The following is a 25,640-nucleotide window of genomic DNA, read 5'->3' as shown; positions in this document are numbered from 1 at the left end:
GCTGATGAAGAAACGCCTGTCGAAACTGATGCCTTTTGTTTATCTGGCAGTCTTTCTCTACTCAGGCTATTTACTCGTGCAGTATTTGTATACATACGTGGAATCAGCCAGCTCATTGAAGGAAACGCAACAGATGTACGAGACGGCGTTAGAAAATACAGCTCAGGTTGCTGTAACGGAAGACGCCAAAAAAGACCCCTCGGAAGATGATTCGATGCGTCCACAGTTTGAAGAATTAAATAAAGTGAATCAAGATATCGTGGGTTGGATTTCAGTGGAAGGTACCAATTTGCATAATCCGATCTTGCAAGCTGAAGACAACGACTTTTATTTAAATCGTAACTTCACACGAGAAAATAGTCGCGCAGGCAGTGTCTTCATGGACTATCGGAATGATATTACGGATATGAGCCACAACACGGTCCTTTATGGTCATGCGATGCGAAACGATACGATGTTCGGCAGCTTGAAGAAATTTGGAGATCAAGACTATGCAGACGAACATCCCGTTATTTATGTCGATACATTGTATGAAGGGTATGATATTGAAGTATTTGCAGCATACGAAACGACGATTGACTTTTATTATATCGAAACAGATTTTCAGACGGACGAGCAATTTTCGGAGTTTCTAGAGGAAGTAGAATCGCGTTCTCTAATCGATATGCCTGTTGAAGTAGGGGCGGATGATCGGATTGTGACGCTGTCGACTTGCAATAACTCTGTGAATAGTAAAGATAAACGCTATGTAGTGCAGGGGAAATTAGTGAAGCGCTAACGTATATAGATAGAATGAGGAGTTGCTCTTACAGGGTAGCTCCTTTTAATTTCTTTAACGATTCGTCTGGTAATGATACGATAGGATAAAACGATGAGGTGGGGGACTTCATGGACTTGGATCGACTGCAAAGTAAGTTATATGAAAATAAATCTTTATTCATCGGAGAAGATACTGCATTCCGTTCCGCTGTAATTATTCCGTTAGTAGAAGCGGAAGGGGAATGGCATGTACTGTTTGAGGTGCGTGCCTTCACGATGAGGAAACAGCCAGGAGACATCAGTTTTCCAGGCGGCAAAATCGATGTGACGGATGCGTCACCTATGGAAGCAGCTTTACGGGAGATGCACGAAGAGCTCGGAGTTGATCCGAAGACCGTACAGATGATAGGAGAGCTAAGTCCGTATATTGCGTCGCCTTCATTTGTCGTCTATCCGTTCGTGGCGGTTGTTGATTATCATGAAATTATTCGAAGCTATAATAAAGACGAGGTGGAGGAGGTATTCTCAATTCCATTAAAGTGGCTTGCGGAACATGAGCCCTACATGCATATGGTAGCAATTGAAACAGCACCGCCTAAAAACTTCCCGTTCGAAAAGATTATGAATGGAGATCGGTATAAATTCAGAAGTCATTCACTTGAAGAATGGTTTTATGAGTATGGTAATTATACAGTTTGGGGATTGACGGCTAGAGTGTTAAAGCATTTTATCGATATTGTGAAGAAATAAACTGGAATGAGGATCAAGTATGAAACAAAAGAGGACATGGAAATTCAAGTTGTTCGTCGGGCTAGCAATTTTCCTGTTAATGATTGTAGTTGGTTTCTTTATATTCGCCAGTACTTATTATACAGCTCAGTCTTACGCGGAAGAAAATGTACAATCAGATTCAGATGTAGCGGTTGAGAATGGTAAAGAGCTAGTGTTTGAACCTATATCAAATAAGAAAAACATCGGTTTTATTTTCTATCAAGGTGCAAAAGTAGAAGCTGAAGCATACGCACCGATGGCCAAGGAAATTGCTAAACAAGGCTATACCGTAATTATTCCTCACTTGCCGCTCAAGATGGCGATCTTATCGCCTGACCGAGCCGATAAAGTGATACGTAATCATCCTGGAATAGATACATGGATAATAGGCGGGCATTCTTTAGGCGGTGTGACAGCATCGGATTATGCATCTCGCCATGAAAAGATTTCTGCGCTTGTGTTGCTGGCTTCTTATCCTGGAAGTCATACGGATTTGAGTGAAGCGTCGGTGGATATTTTGTCGATTTCGGCGAGTCAGGATGAGGTGGCGGATGCGGAGGCTATTCAGGCAGCAAAGTCTAGTATGCCTAGTGATGCAAAGTTCATCGAGATAGAGGGCGGTAATCATGCAGGTTTTGGTGATTATGGCGAGCAGAAGGGTGACGGTAAAGCCACTATATCGAATGAAGAGCAGATTATGCAGACTTCTGCTGCGATTGTGGAATTACTTGAGGGGTTGGAGTAGTAGAAAATATCTTTTGGTGAAATAAAAGGCTGTGCAAGAGGTCGTGTATGCATGTTTTCCAGCACAGCCTGTAGCGTTATTTTTAGAATGTAGAATTAAAGTACTGTTAGTGTCACTTCAATATTGCCTCTAGTTGCTTTGGAATATGGGCAGACGTGGTGTGCTTTTTCTACTAGCTCTTCTAGTTGAGCCTTTTCGATGTCTGTGCCTGTCACTTGTAACTCAACTTCTAGCTTGAAGCCGCCGTCTGTCTCATCTTTGCACAGGCTTACGTTAGCTGTGACTTCCGATGAAAATTTAACACGTTCTTTGCTTGCGACGAGTTGAAGTGCGCTGTCGAAACAAGCTGCATAACCTGCAGCGAATAATTGCTCAGGGTTGGTAGAGTTCTCTAATTCTTTCGCCCTCTTTGTACCTGGCATTGCCGTATCAAATTCGACTACTTTGTCGGAGGATACTACATGGCCTTCTCTTCCTCCGTTAGCAGTTGCTGTGGATGTAAATAATTTTTCTGACATGAAATCACTACCCCTTGTCTAATTTTATAGTCTCACTCCATTGCGTACCCGAATATTGGATAATTATGTGTGAATTCTTTAATCTTTTATATACGTGTAAAGTAACGTCATCCAACGTAGTGAATACATTTAGTTAAATTAGTTAGGAAGTGGGAACACGAAATGAACAAAAATGATATTGCAGATATCCGTAAACGATTTAAATTAGATACAGATCTTTTGACGATCACTGACATTTACCATGTTTACATTAGGCAGGAAAGCAGTGAGATTTACCATGAAGAAAGTCAGGCTTTTGCTTTGCTTGACCGTGAGCAACAGGAACTGTTCATGACGAATTTCAAAAAAGTGCTAGGTGGTAAACTAGGCATGAAGTTATTTGAAGTGAAGTTCGAACGTCAGAATGAAGAGAATACCGAGGATCACGCACAAAAGATTTTGTATGAAGGGTTGCATGCGGAAGAAGCCGAAGAATGGAAAGAAGAGATGCAACATCTAGCACTCAAGATGGTGAAAGATGTCCAATACGAAAAGGATCTCGTCGTGACATTTATTCGTGGAAACTACTTTAAGAAGACCAAACGTAACAGTGAAGAGACGGAAATTGATATGCGGGATGAAGTGTTTACGACACCATTTATTCTATGCAGTATGAATCATACAGACTTGCCGAAGCGCTCCATTGTATTTGATTTTCAGGAGCGTGAATTCAAATCAAATACCATGCTCGATCCAATCATTAATCTTGCGTCACCAATAGGCGGCTTTTTCTTCCCTTGCTTTACAGACAATTCAGCTGATGTCAATCATGTATTGTATTCTGCGGGTAAAGCGAATAAGCCGGATTATGCGTTCATAGAGCATGTCCTGAATGGAGAAGAAGTGGTTACTGCTGCGGACGATAAGGCTGTTTTCGAGGAGATCGTGAAACAAGTAGTTGGTGGTGAAGTAGACACGGAAACACTAGGAAATGTATATGAAGCTATCTACCGTTTAACTGTAGCGGATGAAGAAGAGGAAGAACCGGAAGAGCCGCCAGCAATTGATGCGAAGCAAATAGAGCGTGTTTTGAAAATGAGCGGTGTCGACTACGTGAATACAGAGTCTGTAGAAACGGCTTTCCAGACCATAGTGGATGACACTTCTTATGAAATGAAAGCAACTCACATCGTCCCAAGTTATACGTCGAAATCGATTAAGATCGAAACTAAAGTAGCGAACATTTCAATCAGTCCACAAGACTTGAAGTATGTGAAACAAGTGAACTACGATGGCAAGCAATGCATTTTGATTGAAGTAGAAGAGGATACAATTATTGAAGGATTCAAAGTGATATCGGAAGATTTATTGACATGAAAATAGCCATAATTGAAACCAATCCGCAAAGTAGTTGAAAATTCGACACATTGCTGGCTTAATCCCGACAAATAAACAAGTCCCTTTAAACCAAGTTATATTTGATGTATAATAGAAAAGATGGTAGTAGATGTATGGTTAAACTGAGACAGAATAAAGTGCTCCTAGTACGCGCCATGTATGCTGTGACGCCTTATTTAGGAACATTTACGATTCTGTAAATTTCACATATAAGGAAGGTCAAAATGAGTAATAGACAAACTAAATCAGATGTTATATTAATTGGTGCCGGAATTATGAGTGCAACGCTAGGAACAATGTTGAAAGAATTAGCGCCTGACTGGAACATCTCGTTATTTGAGAAATTAGATAAAGCAGGGGAAGAGAGTTCGCATGAGATGAATAATGCGGGAACAGGACACGCAGCATTGTGTGAACTGAATTATACTTCCGAAAGACCGGATGGGACTGTAGATATCGCAAAAGCGGTTAAAGTTAATGAACAGTTCCAATTATCTATGCAATTTTGGTCCCATCTAGTAGAGAAAAACTTAATTAAAGATCCTGAGCAATTTATTATGCCACTGCCACACATGAGTCTTGTACAAGGTGAAGACAATGTGACGTATTTGAAGAAACGCTTTGAAGCGATGACAGCAAATCCACTATTCGAAGGAATGGAGTTTTCCGAAGATCCGGAGAAACTAAAAGAATGGATTCCGTTGATCATGAAAGACCGTACTGTTGATGAAGCAATTGCTGCAACAAAAATCGACACAGGTACAGACGTAAACTTTGGTGCATTGACACGTATGTTAATCGAGCATATGCAAAAAGTAGGCGTTGATGTAAACTACGGTCATCAAGTGGAAGATATCAAACGTACAAGTGACGGCGAATGGGAATTAAAAATAAAAAATAATAAAGATGGCAAGCTTGAATTCCATAAGACTAAATTTGTTTTCATTGGTGGCGGAGGCGGAAGTCTTCCATTGCTACAGAAAACAGGTATACCTGAAAGTAAGCATATCGGTGGATTCCCAATCAGTGGTGTCTTCATGGTCTGTAAAAATCCAGACGTAATTGCAAAACATCACGCGAAAGTATACGGGAAAGCAAAAGTTGGTGCACCACCTATGTCCGTTCCGCACTTGGATACTCGTTATATTGATGGCGAGAAGTCCTTGCTATTCGGACCGTTCGCGGGCTTCACACCGAAGTTCTTGAAAGAAGGATCCATGATGGACCTTATTGGTTCTGTGAAACCAAATAACCTTACGACAATGCTTGCATGTGGTGCAAAAAATCTGTCGTTGACTAAATACTTGGTAGAACAAGTAGTACAAACAAAAGAACAACGTATTAATGAACTGCGCGAGTTTATTCCTGACGCGAAAAGCGAAGATTGGGATCTATGGACGGCAGGTCAACGCGTACAAGTCATCAAAGATACTCCGAACGGCAAAGGTACGCTTCAATTTGGTACAGAGCTTGTAACGGATCAGGATGGTTCTATTGCAGCGTTACTTGGAGCATCTCCAGGAGCATCTACTGCAGTGGCAGTTATGCTGGATCTTATTAACAAGTGCTTCCCAGGACAAGTAAGCGATTGGGAGCCGAAGTTGAAAGAAATGATACCTTCATACGGTAAAGCATTAGCAGAGCATCCTGAATTATTGAAGGACATGCATGCATCTACTTCCAAGATATTGAAGCTAACCGAAAATGAGCTAGAAAAAGAAACAGTTCATAACTAATAGTTAGAATTAAAAACGCACTACTACGATGTATTTCGTAGTAGTGCGTTTTTTATTTCGGTTCTAATGAAGTAAGGAAATAGTAAATACTCGTTTACTATGTTTCGGGAAATTAAAATTCTATACAAGTAAAGAAATTTGGATATACAGTTAATTTGCAACCACATACATAATTCGGAAATAATTCAGTCTATAAACTGCTATAATTATGATGAAAGTTCAGGAAATGAGGGGTAGATTTATGTCACTTCAATTTATCAGTGTAGAAAAACGTATACATGATTCCATAATTTTTTCTTCTTTTAATTTATCGATACATCCCGGCCAAGGAGTAGCAATCTACTCCAGTGTAAATGTCCGTGAACAATTAATGGGATTACTGTTAGGAGATACCACGCCTTCGAGTGGAGAAGTTAAAATAGTAGGTGATCAATATACTGAATGCAAACAATCACTAGGATTCCTGTTTTTAGACAACGGTTTATACGAGCGTTTGACTATTGAAGAAATGATTAATTTTACTAAACGGCTCTATTCATCAACGCTGTCTGTAGATGAAGTAATTGGTATTGTGCAATTACGATCAAAACGAAAAATGAAAATAAAGAAGCTTTCTTATTCAGAAAGCAAACGTGTTCAACTAGCTTGTTTACTTGTGCAAAATCCAGACGTCTATATTTTTGAGGAAGCAGATCAAAATCTTGATCTCGAATCGAAGCGTATTTTTTTGACTGTTTTGCAAGAGCTTAAAAAGAAGGAAAAAGGTGCATTGGTTTTAACAGGAAACATGGAGAGTGCTGTCACTGTAGCTGATCAGATCTTTCGTTTGGATGAAAATGGTTTACATGCTATTCATACACATGATATGTCAGAAGAACAACCTACTATTGATGAAACAATAACCTTGGAGGAATCCATACAACCGGTTCGTTTTGAAAAAATCCCGACAAAAGTAAATGACAAAATTGTTTTATTTGATCCAACTGAAATTGATTATATTGAAAGCAGTGAGGGACAATCATTTCTGCACATAAAGGGTGAGTCTTTCCCGGCTAATTTTACATTGAATGAACTAGAAGGTCGATTACTACCATTTGGTTTCTTCCGTTGTCATCGCTCTTATATTGTTAACTTGCAAAAGGTGCGTGAGGTAATTACTTGGACAAGAAATAGTTATAGTCTCGTTTTGGATGATAAAGAAAAATCGACAATACCTTTATCTAAAACGAAAATGGCAGAGTTGAAAGAGATGCTTGGACTCTAACTCTGTGAAAATAAATATATTTCCCGGGTAATATATTCATATACATATCTCTCACTGTAAGGAATCGTCATGATTTCAGCTTAATTAGCTATCGATTCAACGTTTTATGTGCTCTATTCACCATCCGTAAATCTCCTTTCATTGGAAATATGATGTGACCAATGATTATTTCCCTTAATCTAAAAGTGTGAAGAAGACATACGGCAAATAATGAGGAGAATGGAAATGGTAAATATTATTGAGGTAAAGAAGTTAGCTAAATTATTTGGAAATCAAAGTGCAATTGAAAGTGTAGATTTTCATGTGAAAAGAGGAGAGATATTTGGCTTTTTAGGACCGAGTGGATCTGGTAAAACAACTACTATTAAAATACTGACTGGCCAATTAGAGCCTACAAGTGGAACAGCAGAGATTTTTGGAGAGTCGATCACTCAGTTGAAGAAGTCAAAATATCGCAGTCGCTTTGGGGTGGTTACAGATAATAGCGGGCTCTATGAAAGACTATCGATACATGACAATTTAAAGTTGTATTGTGATTTATATAATATTCCATATTCGGAAATTAATGTTGTTCTCAATACAGTGAACTTAAAGGATGATAAGACGAAGCGAATTTCTACATTATCAAAGGGAATGATGCAGCGTGTAATATTGGCACGAGCATTGATTCATAAACCTGAATTACTGTTTCTTGATGAACCAACGTCTGCACTTGACCCTGGAAACTCTTTTCATATACACGAGGGTCTGCGCGCTCTCAATAAAGGAGGAACAACTATATTCCTCACTACTCATGACATGCAGGAAGCAGAACTTTTGTGTGATCGAATTGCCTTTTTAGATCAAGGAAGGATTCAGCTACTCGATACTCCCGAAAAGCTTAAGCAGCGGTTCTCTGATTTAACAATCACCATAGAATTGGTGACAGGAGAAAAAGTTATGCTACCGGCGGGGAGTGAAGGGGCAGATCGTTTGTATCACTATATGAACAACAATCAAGTCATAACGGTTCATTCCAATGAACCTACTTTGGGAGAAATATTTATGAAAGTGACTGGGAGGGAATTGACATGATAGTTTCAATGAAGAGAATGAATGCAATATTAATGAAAGACTTCAAGGATTTTTCACGGAATTTGTACGTTTCTACTGTTCTCATCTTGCCTATTGGATTAGCAGCTTTATATGGAAGGACGGGTGTTAATTCAATAGAAAGTCAATTTATGTTGATCAACTTGGCATTCGTAATGATTGCTACATTTATTCAATGTTGTCTGATCGCTGAAGAGAAAGAGAAGAATACACTAAGGGGTCTTATGCTATCGCCTGCAAGTACCGCTGAGATTCTTGGCGGGAAAAGCTTACTAACATTCATACTTACCATGTTTGTTGTAGTAGTTACTGCGTATCTTTCTGACTATAGGCCGGCTAATATTAGTGTAATCTTCACTGCATTCTTTTTAAGTACATTTTTCTATATTGCATTGGGAACATTGCTCGGACTGTTTTCAAAGTCAGTATTGGAAGCTTCAATCATTGTGATGCCGGTATTTGCTATTTTCTCCTTAGGGTCATTTCTTCCGATGATTATCGATCAGTACCCGATTCTCAAAATAGGTATGTACTTGCCGAATGTTCAATTGATTGAACTGGCTACAAAAGTAGAAGCAGGAGCTGGTTTTGTGGACGTGTTATTGGAGCTGTTTATTATTTTAGCTTGGACAATTTTCATATTCTTGCTAACACGTATTATTTATCAAAAGAAAATGGTTGATTAAATGAAAAGAAAAGCAAACCCATGTAGCAAGGGTTTGCTTTTCCTATTTAAACATAGAAACCTTCTTCAACATCGCACAAACCGGTATAGCAATAGCGATGCCTACTGCACATTGGACCAGGTCGCCTGGAATGGAAGCAAGCGGGATAATTAAACTGTTATATAGAACACTTTCCCCGATATAATAACCAGCAATTGTGAATGGTATGGATACTAACATTGCGAGTAGATTGTATTTAAAGCTAGTTCCTTTACGGCCATTGGACCAAGCGACTTTACCTACAATATAACCTTGCAGTCCGCGTGTCAGAATTGTAATCGGTGCCCATAAAGCCCAACCGCTGACAAGATCGAACAAGCCCATTCCAACAGCTCCTGCAATCATACCTTTCTTCGGTCCAAATAAAATGGAGACAATGAACAACATGGCAGTACCGAGATGGATTAATCCACCGTTTCCTAGAGGCAGCTTAATATTGAGTAAAAGAGTAGCGACGAACACGAGTGATGCAAGCATGGATGTCAGTATTAAGTCAAACGTCTTCGTTCGTTGTGCTGGATAGCTCTGTGTTTTTTGCATAGTCTGAATCTTCCTCACGTATAAAAGTAGTAAATTTAGAATAAAGGCAATCTGATACTTTAGAAAGAGTCAATTTATAATAAATTTAAGTGGTCAGAACAGGAGACTTTTACATATTTTCAAAAACACTCGCTACATTAGTTGTGTAAGTTTTGTGGTATATATCTCCACTAACTATATGTTATGTGGTAATAGAAGTAAGAAAGTGAAGGAAATGATACAAGTACACGGAATGGGTGTAGGTAGGACAAGGTGAGTCAACGCTTTTTGACTCTGACACGCAGAAGATTTAGTCGAGGTTTATAAAAGGAGTTTATAGATGGTAGTACGTTTGAAATCGCTACTCGAACCAGTTGTTCCTCAGCAAATTATATCGGTTGACGTGCGCAACGATTGAATTGACTCCGATTGGAAAGACTATTATATTCATCACGATAGGTTTTTGTAGTAGTATGTAAGTATTGGGTATTGTATGATAACACGACCTGATGGCACAAATATTTGACGCAAAGGAAGAGGCAATTGCCTACTCCTTTGCGCTTTTTTATTTGCGTAGTTTTTTTACTGCAACGAGTACAATGGTCAAAGTTATAAGTCCCAAACAGATTAATATAGACAAGATAATAGAAGGATACTCTCCATTAAATCCACTTTCCGAAGTGTGCTTAGAATATATCCCGTAATATGCCCAAATCAATACAAGTGCGTAGGCTATATCCTGACGTCGGATCGTAGTTAGAATCCCGATAGCAGCTCCTACGAATAAAATGATAATCGTCCATGTGACGTCAGATAAGCCCAATCCGTCCCACTCAATAGAAACGAGAAAAGCGGTAATATTTGCAATCGTAGCGATTGTAATCCACCCAAAATAGATGCTGAATGGAAGTTTAATGAAGAATGCTTCTCTGCGAGTCAACGAAGCATCGAATGTGATGGTATTGATTTTTATTAATGTCAGCAACATCAGTAACATGACGATAACGGAAAGTAACAGATATTCATAATGCCATAAGAAAATCCATGATGCATTCAATACAGAGGAGATACAGAACCATATGCCTACTTGACTAAGTAGTTGTGGATTCTTCTTCTTCTCTTGAAAAAGACCAAGTTGATAGATGACATGAAATAATAACAGTAAGTAGATTACACTCCAAATAGAAAACGTAAATCCTGCGGGCGTAAATAAATTTCCATATTTATCTGATAGCTCACCAGTCGTTTGTCCATTTAGAGGAATGATATTAGCCAATGCATTTGCTGTGATCATGATTGCATAAGTGATAACAATAGCTACGCGTAAAAGTATAGATGTTTTCTTTTGTTTCATTTCTTCACCTCCACTTTGTTTCATTATAGTGTAGTCCATAGTTAAGTATTCCTGGTTTAATACAGTGTGAAACATGGGAAGCCTTCTTCATTTAATAGAGGTTGATGGTATAATGGATCCCAAATGGATTGGTAATAAAATGGAGGTCTGAATACATGAAGAAAAATGTACATGTAGTGGGAGCAGTGATTGAAAACGAGAGAGGTGAAGTGTTAGCTGCACTTCGTAGTCCTATGATGACACTGCCGAATTATTGGGAGTTCCCAGGAGGTAAAATAGAAACGGGGGAAACACATCAGGAAGCACTGCGACGAGAGATTCAAGAAGAACTGGGTTGCACCATTACTGTAGGGGAAGCAGTAGAAGACACTACTTATGAATACGAAAAAGTTATTGTTCGATTAGAAACGTTCATGGCGAAGATTGTGAAAGGAAAGCCTGTGGTGACAGAACATGCAGAATTACGCTGGATTGCAAAAGATCAGTTACACACGCTGGAATGGGCACCTGCGGATATACCGGCGATTGAAAAACTGGAAAATCAATAGTATTTGGAAAGAGGTGTCTGTGGGATGGGAGATTTTATTCGGCAACTAGAAGCGTCTTTGCATAAAGGGTTTGTGAATAAAGAACATAATCAGAATGGCAGTTATAAACCGGAGCTATTGGTGAATAATTCAATCAAGAATACGACGGTGCTATCCTCGATTCAGGATGAACTTCGACACTGTGAACAATTCTTATTTTCAGTGGCATTTATCACAGAAAGCGGACTGGCTACACTTAAGTCTTTGTTTTACGATTTACATAAACGGGGCGTAAACGGCCGAATCATCACATCTACTTACTTATACTTCAATCAGCCAAAAGTATTTCGTGAGCTTCTGAACATTCCGAATGTAGAAGTACGGCTTTCTGAAAAGGAAGGCTTTCATTCAAAGGGTTATATTTTTCAGCAAGGCGATCAATATTCATTAATTGTAGGCAGTTCAAACTTAACAGCACATGCGCTACAAGTGAATTATGAGTGGAATGTGAAACTGACGTCTCATCGTGATGGGGAAATTGTCTATCATTTTAAAGATCAGTTTGAGGATGTATGGTCAGATGCCAATGTATTAACTGAAGAGTGGATTGAACACTATGAAACGGTTTATCAGGAACATGCAGATCGGATAAGCGCTGCTCAAATATTTGAGCACCCATCCACCTATCAAACCAATGCACTAGAACAGGCGTTAGAGATTACACCAAATAACATGCAACAGGCGGCCCTTGCAAGTATTGAGGCGGTGCGGGCAAATGGTCAGGATAAAGGGCTGGTTATTTCGGCAACAGGTACAGGGAAGACGTATCTATCTGCGTTTGATGTACGTAAATTTGCACCCAAACGTATGCTATTCATTGTGCATAGAGAGCAAATCTTGAAGAAAGCTATGCAAGATTTTAAGCGGGTACTCGGGGGAATCGACGAAGATTTTGGATTGTATGTTGGGGCGAGTCGCCAGTCGGATAAGAAGTATGTGTTTGCAAGTATCCAAACGTTGTCCAAGCCCGAAAACCTTCAGGACTTTAACCCAGAAGACTTTGATTATATTTTAATTGATGAAGTACATAAAGCGGGTGCGGCGAGCTATTTGCGTGTGGTGGACTATTTCACACCTAAGTTTCTAATGGGGATGACCGCGACACCTGAACGAACAGACGATTTCAACATATACGAGCTCTTCGATTATAATATTGCTTATGAAATCCGTCTTCAGGAAGCACTGGAAGAAGATATGTTGTGTCCGTTTCATTATTTTGGCGTGACGGATTTTGAAATAGATGGTGAGCTAATTGGTGACCACACGATTCTTTCTAAATTGGTAACGAATGAACGTGTAGAGCATGTCATTGAAAAAATTGCCTATTATAGTCATGCCGGTGATCAAGTGAGGGGCTTGATGTTTTGCAGTCGAAAAGAAGAGGCGCGTGAATTATCAAGAGAGTTGAACTTACGTGGCTATAGAACCGTAGCATTAACGGGGGATGATTCGTATGATGAGCGTACGCGAAGAGTCGGTCAGCTGGAAAATGGCGAACTCGATTATATACTGACTGTGGATATTTTCAATGAAGGTATCGATATCCCAAGTATCAATCAGGTGGTCATGCTTAGACAAACACAGTCCAGTATCATTTTCATTCAACAACTAGGACGGGGACTACGCAAAGATCAAAATAAGCCATTCGTTACGGTTATTGATTTTATCGGAAACTATGCCAATAACTATTTGATTCCAATTGCGTTGTCTGGTGACCGCTCGATGAATAAAGATAATGTTCGACGCAATATGAAAGATACAAGTTATATTAAGGGCGTTTCGACAATAAATTTTGAAGAAGTTGCACAAAAGCGTATTTTCAACGCAATCAACAGCAGTAATTTAACGTCTTTAAAAATCTTGAAAGATGCTTATCAGAATCTGAGGAATAAAATTGGTAGAGTGCCTTATCTATATGACTTTATCGAACAGCACTCCATCGATCCAGTCGTTATTATAAACAAACACAATAATTACTTTGACTTTCTAATGAAAGTTAAATCTACAGAAGATCCTATTCCAACAATTACACCGTATGAAAGTCAGGTATTAACAATGTTCTCTATGGAATTGATCAATGGCAAACGGATTCATGAAGTAGTGCTAGCTCAGATGTTGCTCACTAAGGGAAGTGTTCGTTTGGACGAATTCATCTACGAGCTAGAAACTACAGGCTGTCAAGTTGATGACGATACGATCGAATCCGTCATGCGAATCTATGACTTATCGTTTTTTACACAAAATGCCCAAAAGAAATACGGAAATCAAGCGATTATTACGATGGATCACGACCAAGTGTTCACATTCAACGAAAAAATGCAACAAAGTATTGAACATGATTCGTACGTAGTATTTCTAATTGCAGACGTGTTGCGCAGTGCGAAGGAAAAGTCGAAAGTATACGATTGCGCAAACAAGTTAACGCTACATGCAAAATATTCACGTAAAGATGTATGTAAATTATTGAATTGGCAGACAGATGAGAGTTCAACGATGTATGGCTATAAGACAAAACATGGCACTTGCCCTATATTCGTAACGTATCATAAGCACGGAGAAGTAGAATCCAGTGTGGATTATGGTGATGAATTCATTAATCCTGAATTATTCAAATGGTATACGCGCAGTAACCGAACACTACGATCGAATGAAGTTCAAACTATTATTCAGGCTAAGGAAAAGAATATTGATATTCATCTATTCGTAAAGAAAGATGACGACGAGGGGACGGACTTCTATTATTTGGGTAAAGGCCTACCTGACCGGCAAAGTGTTGCGGAAGACCATATGACGGACGGTAAAGGGAAGCGTTTGCCTGTAGTCCATATGAACATGGTAATGGAACACCCAGTAGAAAATAAACTTTATAATTATTTGATAGAAGCCTAAAAAGCCCGCGAGAAATCTCGCGGGCTTTCGATCATTCACATTCGCATCGATGCGTCTCGGAACAAGGTGGGCATGTAGGGCATTTTTTATGACGACGTTCTTCTTTTGATTTCTTTTTCTTGCAAGTACATGACTTCTTGCATGTACACTTGCCGCGACATGTACACTTTTTATTGCACTCACATGTACGTTTTGGTTTATGCTCCTTACATATGCAGTTGGTTTTGCATTCACATTTGCGCTCTACTACTTCGAATTGCCGCATCATATCATGATCTTCGTGCTCTAAAATATGACAATGAAGCATATAGCGACCGGTGAATGGAGCAAAACGCATAATGACCCGTGTCACAAACCCAGGTGGAGACTGCACGACGTCTTTCCAACCACGCTCATTTACGTCAGGTTGTACTGGAGGCCCCGTGAAATTGAGTAATCCATTCGCAGTGAAGCCTTGGGCGTCGAAAGGAGTACGGTCGAGAATCTGGAATTGGATTAAGTGAATGTGTAAAGGATGCGTTGCACCAGCCGTGTTAATAAAGCGCCAGATCTCTGTATCATTGAGTTTAGGCTTAAAATCGATTCGTTTCATGAAGCCTTTATTGCCAAGCAAGAACTTTAAACGACCATATTCATCGATGTCTGCATCCAGTGTAATGTCGCGTGTTCGAGCGGCGTCGCATTCCCGTAGTTTCGGTATATAGCTGAGTATAGCGGGAACATTGCTCGTATCTGGCCCTGTTAAATCAACCAATCTGAACTGCATAATCTGTCCATCGGTTTCAGGATCAGGCGGAGTGCCTATTGGCGATGGGAAATCAAACGGAGTGGCTGCAGTATTTTCTAATACGATCGTATCATCGGGTGCCAGTTTGGAGAAGTCAATAATAACGTCCATCCGTTCAGCAGGTGCAATGGTTAACTCATCCATATATACAGGCGTTTCCAATAATCCACCGTCTGAGCCGATTTGTATGATCTTCTGACCGTTTGATAAGTTCATTTTGTAAAAGCGTTCATTTGAAGCGTTCAATATGCGGAATCGGTATTTTCGCGGCTCTACTTCTAAGTATGGCCAGACCTTACCGTTGACTGTGATGTTTTCAAACGCTTCACCAGGTGTGACGGATGGATGTGGGAATGTCAATCCGGGTTGTACAGGTCCCGGTCTAACATTTGTTGTATCTGAATAAAATAAGGAACCATCTTCATTAAAACCACGGTCAGCGATAATGAGTGGAATTTCATACGCACCAGAAGGAAGGTTCAGTTTACGTTCTTCTTCATCACGGATGATATACATTCCAACCAGTCCTGCATAGACGTTCAAACGCGTAATGCCGACCGCATGGTCATGATACCAGAGTGTGGCAGCGCGCTGATTATTGTTATATTTATAAACTGGAGAATCAAATAGAGCACCGACTGTATGATAGTTATTCGTAAACCATGCTTCAGGGTGTCCATCGCTTTCCGGCTCTACTTCTGCTCCGTGTAAATGCACTACCGTACGAACATCTGGCATATGTTCGCTTGAACCGTGGAGTGTTCTATCAATGGGTAGAAAATGTTGATCAGGTAGTTCGTTCTTCCACTTGATATGTGCACACTCACCGCTGTTTACGTTGACTAAGGGGCCAGGGAATTGCCCCTCATATCCCCAGATCTTTGTAGGTGCCAACTCTGAATGAAACTCATGAAAGAACTCCTTCATGCCAATTTCATAGTACGAGAAGCACTTATGCCTCTCGTGTGGAGTAAGATACTGAGGAATAGGTAGTTGATCAATAAACGGCGTTAATTTCAATACATCGCTTCCTTCCAAGTGAAGTTATTATCAAAACTAGTAGATGCACGAGGGGGACCACTTATGCCTATAAACTAATGATAGGCTATTCATAGCTCAACATATGATGTAAAATAGCAAAAGTACTTTTAGCTCATCACGATAGGGAGGTTTTATGAATGAAGACCCGTTCACCAAAGAAAAAGCTGCTGATAGAATACGTTTGGATTGTGATTGGATCCATTTTAGTCGGTTTAGCTTTCAATATATTTTTATTACCAGCCAGACTCGCAGCTGGAGGCGTATCTGGAGTGAGTACTATTCTATATGAGATGTATAGATTTGAACCTGCCTTTGTGCAGTGGCTTATCAATATACCGATATTTTTTATAGGTTTAATTCTTCTTGGTAAGGATTTTAGTCTGAAAACATTAGTGGGAACATTTTTTGTTCCGCTAACCATTTGGCTGACTGCTGACATCCCTTCGACAATTGATAATCCTTTATTGTCCGCAATCTATGGGGGGATTATGTTAGGCGTAGGGCTTGGAATCGTCTATCGAGGAAATGGATCGACTGGAGGACTTGCGACCGTGGCGCAAATTGTTAAGAAATATACGGGTTTGTCCAGTGGTTATGCGCAATTACTCGTAGATGGATTAGTTGTGATTGCTTCTGCCATCGTGTTTAATTTGGAATTGGCATTATTTGCGATGATGGCGATTTTTGTGACGAGTAAGGTAATTGACTTTGTGCAATTACAAACATCCCAATCAAAACTAGTATTGATTATTTCGGATAATGAAGAGCGTATCCAGACGATTATTAAAGAAGAAATTGACCGTGGGTTGACTAAAGTACGCTCCGTAGGCGGCTTTTCCAATCAAGAGAAGACCATGATTTTATGTGTGGTAGAACAAGCGGAAGCGATTTATCTGAAGAAGATCCTGAGAGAGGAAGAACCACAGGCATTTGTCGTATTCCTAAACGCATCTGAAATTCTCGGTAGAGGATTTTCACTATCAAAGGTATATTGAAGAAAGCTATCCTGGACACCAAGTGATGTCTCGGATAGCTTTTTTATGATCATACTGTTTACTCGGTCATAAGCTCAATGTAGGTTGGCTGATAGATGTTGGAAGCGACTTCATTAATTCGAAAGCTTTGGCTGATCGATAACCGGAATGATACAATACATGCGTCTGGATATAGAATAGTGAGTTAAGTAAAATAAGGCACAATAAATAAAAGTCATTCATACTAGGGCATCATATGGAAAGGAAGAAAAACATATGAAACGTAATCAAAATATCGGTTGGAAAGTCGAGTGCAGTTACCGCGAACTACCTGAAACATTTTATACAGTAGTGGAACCAAATACCGTCAGCTCACCGCAATTGGTTCTGACTAATGATGAACTGGCGGTCTCGCTTGGGTTGGATGAAAAACAATTGCATTCCGAAGAAGCAATCGCTGTTTTTGCTGGAAATGAAAAACTTGAAGGAATAGAACCTATTGCTCAGGCCTATGCAGGTCATCAATTCGGTAATTTCACCATGCTAGGTGACGGGCGTGCCATGCTGTTAGGAGAGCACCTGACGCCAGAAGGGCAAAAAGTGGATATTCAATTGAAGGGATCAGGAAGGACACCCTATTCGCGCGGTGGAGACGGACGTGCGGCTCTCGGGCCTATGTTACGTGAGTATTTGATTAGTGAAGCGATGCATGGACTGAATATCCCTACAACACGTAGTTTAGCCGTCACGGTAACAGGAGAGCCTGTTTTACGTGAAACAGCTTTGACAGGAGCCGTGTTGACAAGAGTTGCTTCGAGTCACTTACGTGTCGGAACGTTCCAATATGCGGCAGCCAGACAAGTAGTCGAGGATTTACGTGCTCTTGCAGATTACACAATTCAACGTCATTTCCCTGAAGTGAAACCGGAGCCACAGCCATATGTAGCACTACTAGAACAAGTTATAAAGCGTCAGGCATCTTTGATCGTGAATTGGCAGCTTACCGGCTTCATTCATGGTGTGATGAATACGGACAATATGGCTATTAGTGGCGAGACCATTGACTATGGACCGTGTGCATTTATGGATAGCTATGACCCGCAAACCGTCTTTAGCTCAATTGACGTGCAAGGACGCTATTCTTACCGCAATCAACCCGGTATAGCGGAATGGAATCTGACTCGTTTTGCCGAGACACTTTTGCCGTTGCTTCACGAAGAACAAGCGGAAGCAGTAAAACTGGCGGAGAGCAAGCTTTCCAATTTCGCCAGAATTTACGGCGCGGAATGGTTGGCAGGTATGAGGTCCAAATTAGGCTTGTTTAATGAAGAGGAAGCCGATGAAACATTGGTAAAAGATTTGTTAGCTGTCATGAAAGATCATCAGGCTGATTTTACAAATACTTTCCGTTCATTGACGCTTGGACAGCAAGAAGAGTGGTTCCATGAGCCGGACTTTTTAGAGTGGAAAGGGCGCTGGGGTGATAGGCTACAACGTCAGTCGGAAGATACACAATCAGTAGAAGCTTTGATGAAGCGACATAATCCATCGGTCATTCCGAGAAACCATAGGGTGGAAGAGGCGTTACAGGCAGCTGAAGCTGGCGATATGCAGCCGTTTATGAAGCTACTTGAAGTTCTCAAAAACCCTTATGCATATACGGCTGAACAAGAAGAATACGTGAATCCGCCAGAAGACGGAACTACTTTTCAAACATATTGCGGAACATAAAAAAAAACGGTCTATTCAACAAGTTTTTGTTGAATAGACCGTTTTATTATAAAAATGTATCATCTAGCTTGTATAACTTACTCGGTCTTCCTTTAGAAATAGCTTTTTCCTCACCTTGTTGTTGCATAAAACCTGCAGTGGTCAATGATAGAAGTGTTCGCTGAGCATTGCGATCACTCATTTTCAGTTCGAATGCCAATTCTTTCGCAGTGAATGTCGACCATTTTTTCCTTCGAATTACTTCACGTACTTTATTAAATAGTGAAATGTTGATATGCTCTTCGTTCAAGCGATTGAGCAATTTTTTTTCATGATACACCGAATTTTTATCATGATATTCGCTAGGCAAATCGAGTACTTTGCCTTCGTGATCAATCAGGATAATTGTATCAGGATCCCTTTGTGTAAGTTGCAGAGCCTTCCTTGCATGCATCTCAGCTTTAATAGCAGAATCACCAAACCCTATCCCGCTATTAATTTCCCTGTTCCATGTATGCTCCAACCTTTCGATGGTATCTAACAACACAGAGAATGTATCAATAATTTCTCCACGTGAACTAAATATCATATACTGACCCTCACGAAAATTAATAAAGGAACCATTCATTTCACGACTCAACAACAGTAGTTCCTCATTCATTTTCAGTGTTGTAAATTGGATATCATAAGAGAGTTTGGATTGATCTTCATAAAGTAAATTGTCGATATGAATTATACATACTCCAATTTGCGATCGTTTTAATAAAGAAATCTCCGCATGATTATCTATAGTTTCCAGTGCATGCCGCGTCGCAAGCTTGGTTGTACTAATCCAATCTGTTGGTATGCCTTTTTCTTGTAATGCAACCATAATGTCAGGATAACATGTCAACACTGCTTCTACCTTGTTCTCTTCCCAGAGCTGTACATGGTGCTCGTATAAAGACCAGTAATCTATAGCTGCATCAAAGGTCTTTACAAAGACATTTTTTACAGGGACATTCAATTGGCTTAATGATACATCGACTACATTGGAAGTGTTGACAATATCGATACTTAAGCGCTCAATGGGTTTTCGTACTTGATTTGTTAAATTGAGCAGTGCTTTATAAAAGCCTGTCTCCAATAATACTATGGAGAAGAATTTGTCGATATCTAACCCTGTACGTATAGCCAACTCATAAGGTATAGGACCGGAGAATAAAAAGTAATCATATGTATCGTACTGTGTTTTGACAATATCAATGGTTTCGATTGCTGACACGTAAATGAAAGGGGTAAACGATAGTCGTGAAGTAAAATCATCAGTTTCACTCACTATGCGTTCGACAGAAACTAGCGGACCAATAATAGCCACTTTAAACATTCTATATCACCTATCTAATGTATATATTTATAACAGTATAGCAAAGTAAATAGACATACCGTCAACTTTTAGAAAGAGAGCGAAAATTAAACCTTTAAGAGTTTTTCATTATAAAAAAAGAGGCTAGGACAAAAGGTTTTCAGCAACCAAAAAAGCCGAACTATTATTAGAAATGCTAATACAGCATTCTGCAATAGTTCGGTTTTCTGTATTTAGATAATAAAAAACGTATTTATCATTCGGCTTTGGACAAAGCTAAATTAGTTATGTCCCAGCCTCTTTCTTATTATTTACTTAAGAAAATAGAGGCATCTGGTCCGACCGGTATGCCAAGCAAGTACCATACAATCAACAAGATAATCCAGAAGATACCGTAGAATACAGAGTACGGGAACAGCCCCGCAATTAATGTACCTAGCCCAGCTTTTTTATCAAATTTCTGAGCAAATGCCAAGATGAGAACTAAATATGGGAACATTGGTGTAATCGGGTTTGTTATAGAGTCGCCAATTCGGTACATCATTTGAGTAAATGCCGGGTGGTAATCCAAATACATGAACATCGGCACAAAGATAGGCGCCAGAATAGCCCATTTTGCTGAAGCACTACCGATTAATAAGTTGATTACTGCTACAAATAGAATAAAAGAAACAAATAAAGGAATACCTTTGAACCCTACTGAATCCAAGAGATTGGCGCCTTTAATAGATAGGATAGCTCCCAAGTTACTAGCATTAAAGTAAGCAAGCATTTGAGCGGAAACGAAAACGAGAACGATATAAGGACCCATTGAACTAATTGCACGTCCAATTTGCTGGGCAAAATCTTTAGAGCTTCTAATCGTGCGAGCGCCGATTCCATAGAAAATACCCGGCACTAAAAATAAGATCATAACCAATGGAACAACTGAAGCCATTAATGGAGAGTCTTGAATAATAGAGCCTGTTTCAGCATTTCGCAACCAACCATTAACTGGGATGACACCTACCAATAAAATAGCAACAACAACTGCTACCGAGATATTGGCCCAACGTAGTCCTTTCTTTTCAAGAGATGTAATAGCTTCATTCTCGATTATTTCTCCTTCAAAAGCACCGAAACGCGGAATAGTGAATTTATAAGTAACCCATGTTCCGACAGCAAGTAAGAACACTGTCGATACAGCGATGAAATAATAGTTCATTGCAGGATTACCAACGAAGGTAGGATCGACAGTTCGGGCACCGATTTCTGTAAACCCAGCTGCAAGTGTGTCTGTCATACCTATCAAGATGTTCGCAGAAAATGCACCAAGTGTTGAAGCATAAGCTGCAATTAGCCCGACAAATGGGTGGTAGCCGAATGACATTAAAATAGTTGCTGCGAGAGGAGGTAATACAACTTGTGTTGCATCACCAGCAACGTTACCAATAATAGCAATTAGAATAATCATAGGGATGATAATCTTTTTAGGAGTAGAAAGTACAGCTCTTCTCATCAACGTCTTAAAGTATCCACTTTCATCTGCAAGTCCCACGCCCAGCATGATGACTAGCACTGCACCAAGTGGCGGGAAATCACTGAAATTCTTGACCATACCTGTAAGTTGTTCCAGTATGCCTTCCTTAGAAAGCAGGTTCTTAGCTACAATTTTGTCTCCATCTACTGGACTGATTGCAGATACGCCGAAGAAAGATGCTAAAGCTGAGATAATTATGATAGCTAAGGCAATCATGGCGAATAGCACAATGGGATCTGGTAGTTTATTACCCACAATTTCGATCCGGTTTAGGATGCGGTCAAAAAATGAGCTTTTTGTTTTAACCGATGTGGATTTTTTCGACATATTGTCACCTCTTATTTTTGGCTACTTAAAAATGTGGCAGTTGAAACGAAGTAAGAGATGCCTATTTTTAATGCCTTTTCATTAATTTCAAAGCGTGGATGATGATGAGGATAGAAAACGCCATCTCTTTCTTTTAAAGCACCGATTCCTATATAACAGCCTGGTATAATATTACTAAATGCAGAGAAATCTTCGCCACCCATTAGCGGTGGTACTTCCTCTATGGTTTCATCTGTAAAGAAATTAGTTAAATGTTTATGGACCTCAGTCGTTAAATCTATATTGTTATAAACGGGATCGTAGCCGTATTCATAAGATAATTCAGCAGATGCGCCATGTGCTTCCGCAATACTTTTGCTGATTCTTTCAAGGTTCACTTTTATCTTTTCTCGTACTTCATTGCATAGTGTACGAACTGAACCACCTATAATAGCTTGATCTGGAATTACATTGTAAGCATCTCCGCTATAGAAACGTGTGCAAGATACTACAGCGCTATCTAAAGGGCTTAATACTCTTGATACAATTTGCTGAAGGTTTGATACAATTTGGGAGCCAATAGCCAGTGCATCAATTGCACCATCAGGCTGTGAAGCATGACCTGATTTACCTATCACCGTAATATCAAAGATATCGGAAGCAGCAGACATTGGGCCTTTTGTTATTTGAATTTCTCCAACCGGTACATGTGACCATAAATGCATGCCTAATATACAATCCACGCCTTCTAGAACACCCGCCTCAACCATTTCCTGAGCGCCGCCAGGAGGAAGTTCCTCAGCATGTTGAAATATAAATATAAATTCACCTGTCAGTGATTTACTCATTTCCGAAAGAATCTTCGCTGTACCCAACAAAACAGAAGTATGCCCATCATGGCCGCAAGCGTGCATTTTTCCTTTTGTTTTAGATTCGAAATCAATTCCAGTCTCTTCATGTATTGGTAACGCATCAATATCCGCGCGCATGGCAATGGTTTTACCGTCTCCAGCCAATCCTTTTAATCGTCCCACCACACTTGTCTTAGTTGGTCTCGTTACTTCTATACCTTCAAAAGTATGTAGCTGTTCTTCAATAAACGTAGAGGTTTCGTATTCTTCGAATGATAGTTCTGGATGTTGGTGTAAATGGCGTCTCCATTTTACTACCTGTGGAAATATATCTTCAGTCATCTTTGTAACCGTTTTCCTTTGCATTGTATTATCCCCTCTAACTTTGCGCAAATTTAACGACATTGTCGCTATTTGCTTATTATAATATCTACAATAGAAAAATATCAATAGCTAAATTTTCATAGCATTCTAAGAATACAGATGTTTCTACACTTTAGTACTTCATAAAGAGATAGATATTAATACCAAAATGATTGTCTTAATAGGCTTTGTTTATACTTTATTAGTTGTCCTTCTACTATGTATTAATTACTTTTATTCAGAGAAATCTTATGTTATTAAAGTATATATACCTACAAATTCGTATAGTTACTTCGAATATGCTAATAATTTAACGTAGTCCTTCTACAATTACATGAATCATCGTGTAGGAAAGTGTGATAGGCAAAGAAAATGATTGATTTGTGACTTCTAATAAAATTATCTAACGTGCTTAGGAATTCTTATGCTTATAACTCAATTCCAAAAAACTTTAAATTATACATATCATGAACGAAAAAAAGGATTTGCTCAAAATAAACAGACCCTCTGATTTGAGGAACTTTCCTACGCAGTAATATCCCGCTTCGTAAACACAGTGTAGCTAATTACTAAGAAAACTACTAAATATGCCGCTAATACTACAAGCGAGAATGGCATAGTGATACCATCCACGAATACAGAATTTGTTTCATACATCGTCAGATTCATATGTGTAAATACGAGATACTTCACAATTTCATACTGTGAGAGCAATAGGACAATGGTGTTGCCTGTAAAGAAAATGAATAATGATAGGCCGATTGCCATGCTGTTTGAGCGGAAGACGCTACCAATCATGAATGCGAAAGTGGCGGTGATGATCACGTTAGCGAAAGAAAGAATCAGCATATACAAACCGTGTCCCCATATGGAAACGGGCACAATTGCATTGCCATCCCATTTCAGTTCCTGACCTACTCCTGAAGGGAACAGGATGTACGCACTCATAATAGTTACCGCAAATCCAATAAACATTAGTAAGACACCAAACAAAAGAACCGTTACGTATTTTGACGCCATGATTTTCCAACGGCTCACTGGTCGTGTCAACAACATTTTAATTGTGCCTTGAGAAAATTCGGAAGCTATGATGCTTGCCGCTGCAATGACTGTGAGAAGGACGACAAGACTACCAACCCCTACAGGATTGATAATCAGGGATTCCCGACCGTCTTCAGCAAGAGGTGGGATATCATTTGCTAAACGATATTCCAGAATCTTAATAGTCTCTTCATTTTGCTTGCGTTCCATCTCTGGCAAATCTAGCTGAGTAGCTTCATTTATATAGTTTATTTGTTCTTGTGCATTAGACTTCCAATCGGTCAGCTGTGTAGTGTTCTGGTTGTTTACCCATTTGGTTATCCCCATAAGACCAAAGACAGCAGCGATTAGCAAAATCGTCATAATCCACGTACCTTTTTTAGACCATAGTTTCATCCATTCATTTTGTATAAGATTCAGCAATCTGTCCGCCTCCCGTCATTTCTAGGAACTGATCCTCTAATGTTTTCCGGTGCGGTTGCACAGCAAACACTTCGATTTCATTGGCTGTCAGTAGCTGTACAATGAATGGAATCTGATCTTTTTCGACCTGCAGTACCAATCCAACCGGCAATAGCTTTGGCGTAAAACCATTGGACACCAACAGTCCGTGTGCTTTTTCAGTAGGTGACAGTTCGAAATAGTAATGAGATTGCGCAGTTTCTGACATATCTCGTATATCAACTAGCCGGCCGTTTTGAATTACAGCAATTCGGTCGCACATTAATTCGATTTCCGAGAGCATATGGCTCGAAACGAAGACAGAAACACTTTCCGTTTCAGCTATAGCCCGTAAATGCTGACGGAATTCCCGAATGCCTGCAGGATCCAGTCCGTTTGTCGGTTCATCTAAGATTAGGAATTTTGGACGATGCAATAAAGCTTGCGCTAGACCAAGACGTTGCCGCATACCTAGCGAATATGTGGAGACCTTTTCATGAATACGCTGTTCTAACCCTACTTGTCTAACGACTTCATTGATTCGTTCTTTACTAATATTTTTCTGCATACGTGCGAAATGCAAAAGATTTTTATAGCCGGACATGAACTTATACATTTCAGGATTTTCAACAATGACACCGACTTTTGACAGACCCTCTTCAAAGTTTTCCGAAAGTGGTCTTCCATCAATCAGAATCTCGCCACTTGTACGTTTCATCAAACCGACCATCATTCGAATGGTTGTGGTTTTACCTGCTCCGTTAGGTCCGAGAAAACCAGTAATCTGTCCGGGGTATAATGACAAACTAACATCATCAATAATTTTCTTGTTGCCAATGACTTTCGTCAGATTTTGTAATTCGACTATGGGTTTTATATTCATACATCCTCTCTTTTCATTAATTACTAACATTCTTCCTATACTA

Annotated in this window: 21 protein-coding genes; 12 read left to right on the top strand and 9 right to left on the bottom strand. The window is 39.7% G+C overall.

Features of this window, described 5'->3' with window-relative positions:
- The first annotated feature begins 4 nt into the window (after positions 1-4).
- The 3 genes from srtB (at position 5) to H605_RS0111430 (ending at position 2,275) form a co-directional block, all read left to right on the top strand.
- Positions 5-778, top strand: coding sequence for a class B sortase (gene srtB / locus H605_RS0111440; RefSeq protein WP_029054342.1), 774 nt, complete (start codon positions 5-7; stop codon positions 776-778).
- Positions 779-888: 110 nt separating this feature from the next.
- Positions 889-1,509 carry an NUDIX hydrolase gene (locus H605_RS0111435; protein ID WP_029054341.1) on the top strand — a complete coding sequence of 207 codons (621 nt, stop codon included), beginning with the start codon at positions 889-891 and terminating at the stop codon, positions 1,507-1,509.
- 19 nt (positions 1,510-1,528) lie between these two features.
- A complete protein-coding gene (locus H605_RS0111430; protein WP_029054340.1) occupies positions 1,529-2,275 on the top strand; it encodes an alpha/beta fold hydrolase in 747 nt (248 codons plus the stop codon).
- 95 nt (positions 2,276-2,370) lie between these two features.
- Here H605_RS0111430 and H605_RS0111425 read toward each other — a convergent pair whose 3' ends face one another.
- Positions 2,371-2,793 (bottom strand): organic hydroperoxide resistance protein, encoded by a 423-nt coding sequence (locus H605_RS0111425; RefSeq protein WP_029054339.1) that lies wholly within the window; start codon positions 2,791-2,793, stop codon positions 2,371-2,373.
- A 162-nt stretch (positions 2,794-2,955) separates the two neighbouring features.
- On the opposite strand from H605_RS0111425, the gene H605_RS0111420 reads away from it, so the two are divergent.
- The 5 genes from H605_RS0111420 to H605_RS0111400 all read left to right on the top strand — a co-directional run bounded on the left by H605_RS0111420 (position 2,956) and on the right by H605_RS0111400 (position 8,948).
- The gene (locus tag H605_RS0111420; RefSeq protein WP_029054338.1) at positions 2,956-4,149 is read left to right on the top strand and encodes a DUF4317 domain-containing protein; all 1,194 of its coding nucleotides are present in this window, start codon (positions 2,956-2,958) and stop codon (positions 4,147-4,149) included.
- 245 nt (positions 4,150-4,394) lie between these two features.
- The gene (locus tag H605_RS0111415; protein ID WP_029054337.1) at positions 4,395-5,906 is read left to right on the top strand and encodes a malate:quinone oxidoreductase; all 1,512 of its coding nucleotides are present in this window, start codon (positions 4,395-4,397) and stop codon (positions 5,904-5,906) included.
- 241 nt (positions 5,907-6,147) lie between these two features.
- Positions 6,148-7,170, top strand: a complete 1,023-nt coding sequence (locus tag H605_RS0111410) for a LytTR family transcriptional regulator DNA-binding domain-containing protein (protein WP_029054336.1) — start codon at positions 6,148-6,150, stop codon at positions 7,168-7,170.
- A 225-nt stretch (positions 7,171-7,395) separates the two neighbouring features.
- Positions 7,396-8,244, top strand: a complete 849-nt coding sequence (locus H605_RS0111405) for an ABC transporter ATP-binding protein (protein WP_029054335.1) — start codon at positions 7,396-7,398, stop codon at positions 8,242-8,244.
- Positions 8,245-8,252: 8 nt separating this feature from the next.
- On the top strand, positions 8,253-8,948 hold the full coding sequence (locus tag H605_RS0111400; protein WP_338062907.1) for an ABC transporter permease: 696 nt from the start codon (positions 8,253-8,255) through the stop codon (positions 8,946-8,948).
- 42 nt (positions 8,949-8,990) lie between these two features.
- Here H605_RS0111400 and H605_RS0111395 read toward each other — a convergent pair whose 3' ends face one another.
- The gene (locus H605_RS0111395; protein ID WP_029054333.1) at positions 8,991-9,527 is read right to left on the bottom strand and encodes an ECF transporter S component; all 537 of its coding nucleotides are present in this window, start codon (positions 9,525-9,527) and stop codon (positions 8,991-8,993) included.
- Between the two features lie 544 nt (positions 9,528-10,071).
- Positions 10,072-10,860 carry a TspO/MBR family protein gene (locus H605_RS0111390; RefSeq protein WP_029054332.1) on the bottom strand — a complete coding sequence of 263 codons (789 nt, stop codon included), beginning with the start codon at positions 10,858-10,860 and terminating at the stop codon, positions 10,072-10,074.
- A 155-nt stretch (positions 10,861-11,015) separates the two neighbouring features.
- Between H605_RS0111390 and H605_RS0111385 the strand changes: the two genes are divergently transcribed.
- The gene (locus H605_RS0111385) at positions 11,016-11,408 is read left to right on the top strand and encodes a (deoxy)nucleoside triphosphate pyrophosphohydrolase (protein ID WP_029054331.1); all 393 of its coding nucleotides are present in this window, start codon (positions 11,016-11,018) and stop codon (positions 11,406-11,408) included.
- Positions 11,409-11,432: 24 nt separating this feature from the next.
- The gene (locus H605_RS0111380) at positions 11,433-14,336 is read left to right on the top strand and encodes a DEAD/DEAH box helicase (RefSeq protein WP_029054330.1); all 2,904 of its coding nucleotides are present in this window, start codon (positions 11,433-11,435) and stop codon (positions 14,334-14,336) included.
- A 31-nt stretch (positions 14,337-14,367) separates the two neighbouring features.
- On the opposite strand, the gene H605_RS0111375 is transcribed toward H605_RS0111380, so the two are convergent.
- Positions 14,368-16,143, bottom strand: coding sequence for a multicopper oxidase family protein (locus tag H605_RS0111375; RefSeq protein ID WP_081657922.1), 1,776 nt, complete (start codon positions 16,141-16,143; stop codon positions 14,368-14,370).
- A 158-nt stretch (positions 16,144-16,301) separates the two neighbouring features.
- On the opposite strand from H605_RS0111375, the gene H605_RS0111370 reads away from it, so the two are divergent.
- Complete coding sequence (locus H605_RS0111370; protein ID WP_029054328.1) at positions 16,302-17,159, top strand: YitT family protein; 858 nt, start codon at positions 16,302-16,304, stop codon at positions 17,157-17,159.
- A 255-nt stretch (positions 17,160-17,414) separates the two neighbouring features.
- Positions 17,415-18,869, top strand: a complete 1,455-nt coding sequence (locus tag H605_RS0111365; protein ID WP_029054327.1) for a protein adenylyltransferase SelO — start codon at positions 17,415-17,417, stop codon at positions 18,867-18,869.
- 46 nt (positions 18,870-18,915) lie between these two features.
- Here H605_RS0111365 and H605_RS0111360 read toward each other — a convergent pair whose 3' ends face one another.
- From H605_RS0111360 to H605_RS0111340, 5 genes are all read right to left on the bottom strand, one after another.
- The gene (locus tag H605_RS0111360) at positions 18,916-20,214 is read right to left on the bottom strand and encodes a hypothetical protein (protein WP_029054326.1); all 1,299 of its coding nucleotides are present in this window, start codon (positions 20,212-20,214) and stop codon (positions 18,916-18,918) included.
- A gap of 286 nt (positions 20,215-20,500) precedes the next feature.
- The gene (locus H605_RS0111355; protein ID WP_029054325.1) at positions 20,501-22,039 is read right to left on the bottom strand and encodes an AbgT family transporter; all 1,539 of its coding nucleotides are present in this window, start codon (positions 22,037-22,039) and stop codon (positions 20,501-20,503) included.
- Between the two features lie 11 nt (positions 22,040-22,050).
- Positions 22,051-23,235, bottom strand: a complete 1,185-nt coding sequence (locus H605_RS0111350; protein WP_029054324.1) for a M20 metallopeptidase family protein — start codon at positions 23,233-23,235, stop codon at positions 22,051-22,053.
- Positions 23,236-23,757: 522 nt separating this feature from the next.
- Positions 23,758-24,696: an ABC transporter permease gene (locus tag H605_RS0111345; RefSeq protein ID WP_029054323.1), complete on the bottom strand. Its 939-nt coding sequence runs from the start codon at positions 24,694-24,696 to the stop codon at positions 23,758-23,760.
- Positions 24,674-25,597, bottom strand: coding sequence for an ABC transporter ATP-binding protein (locus tag H605_RS0111340; protein WP_029054322.1), 924 nt, complete (start codon positions 25,595-25,597; stop codon positions 24,674-24,676). Before H605_RS0111340 ends, H605_RS0111345 begins: the two co-directional genes overlap by 23 nt.
- Between the last annotated feature and the right edge of the window lie 43 nt (positions 25,598-25,640).

It is taken from the genome of Sporosarcina ureae DSM 2281 (assembly GCF_000425545.1).
In the GTDB taxonomy this organism is placed as follows: Bacteria; Bacillota; Bacilli; order Bacillales_A; family Planococcaceae; genus Sporosarcina; species Sporosarcina ureae.
Note: the sequence above shows the minus strand (reverse complement) of the source record. Positions and strands in the feature narration are given on the sequence as shown.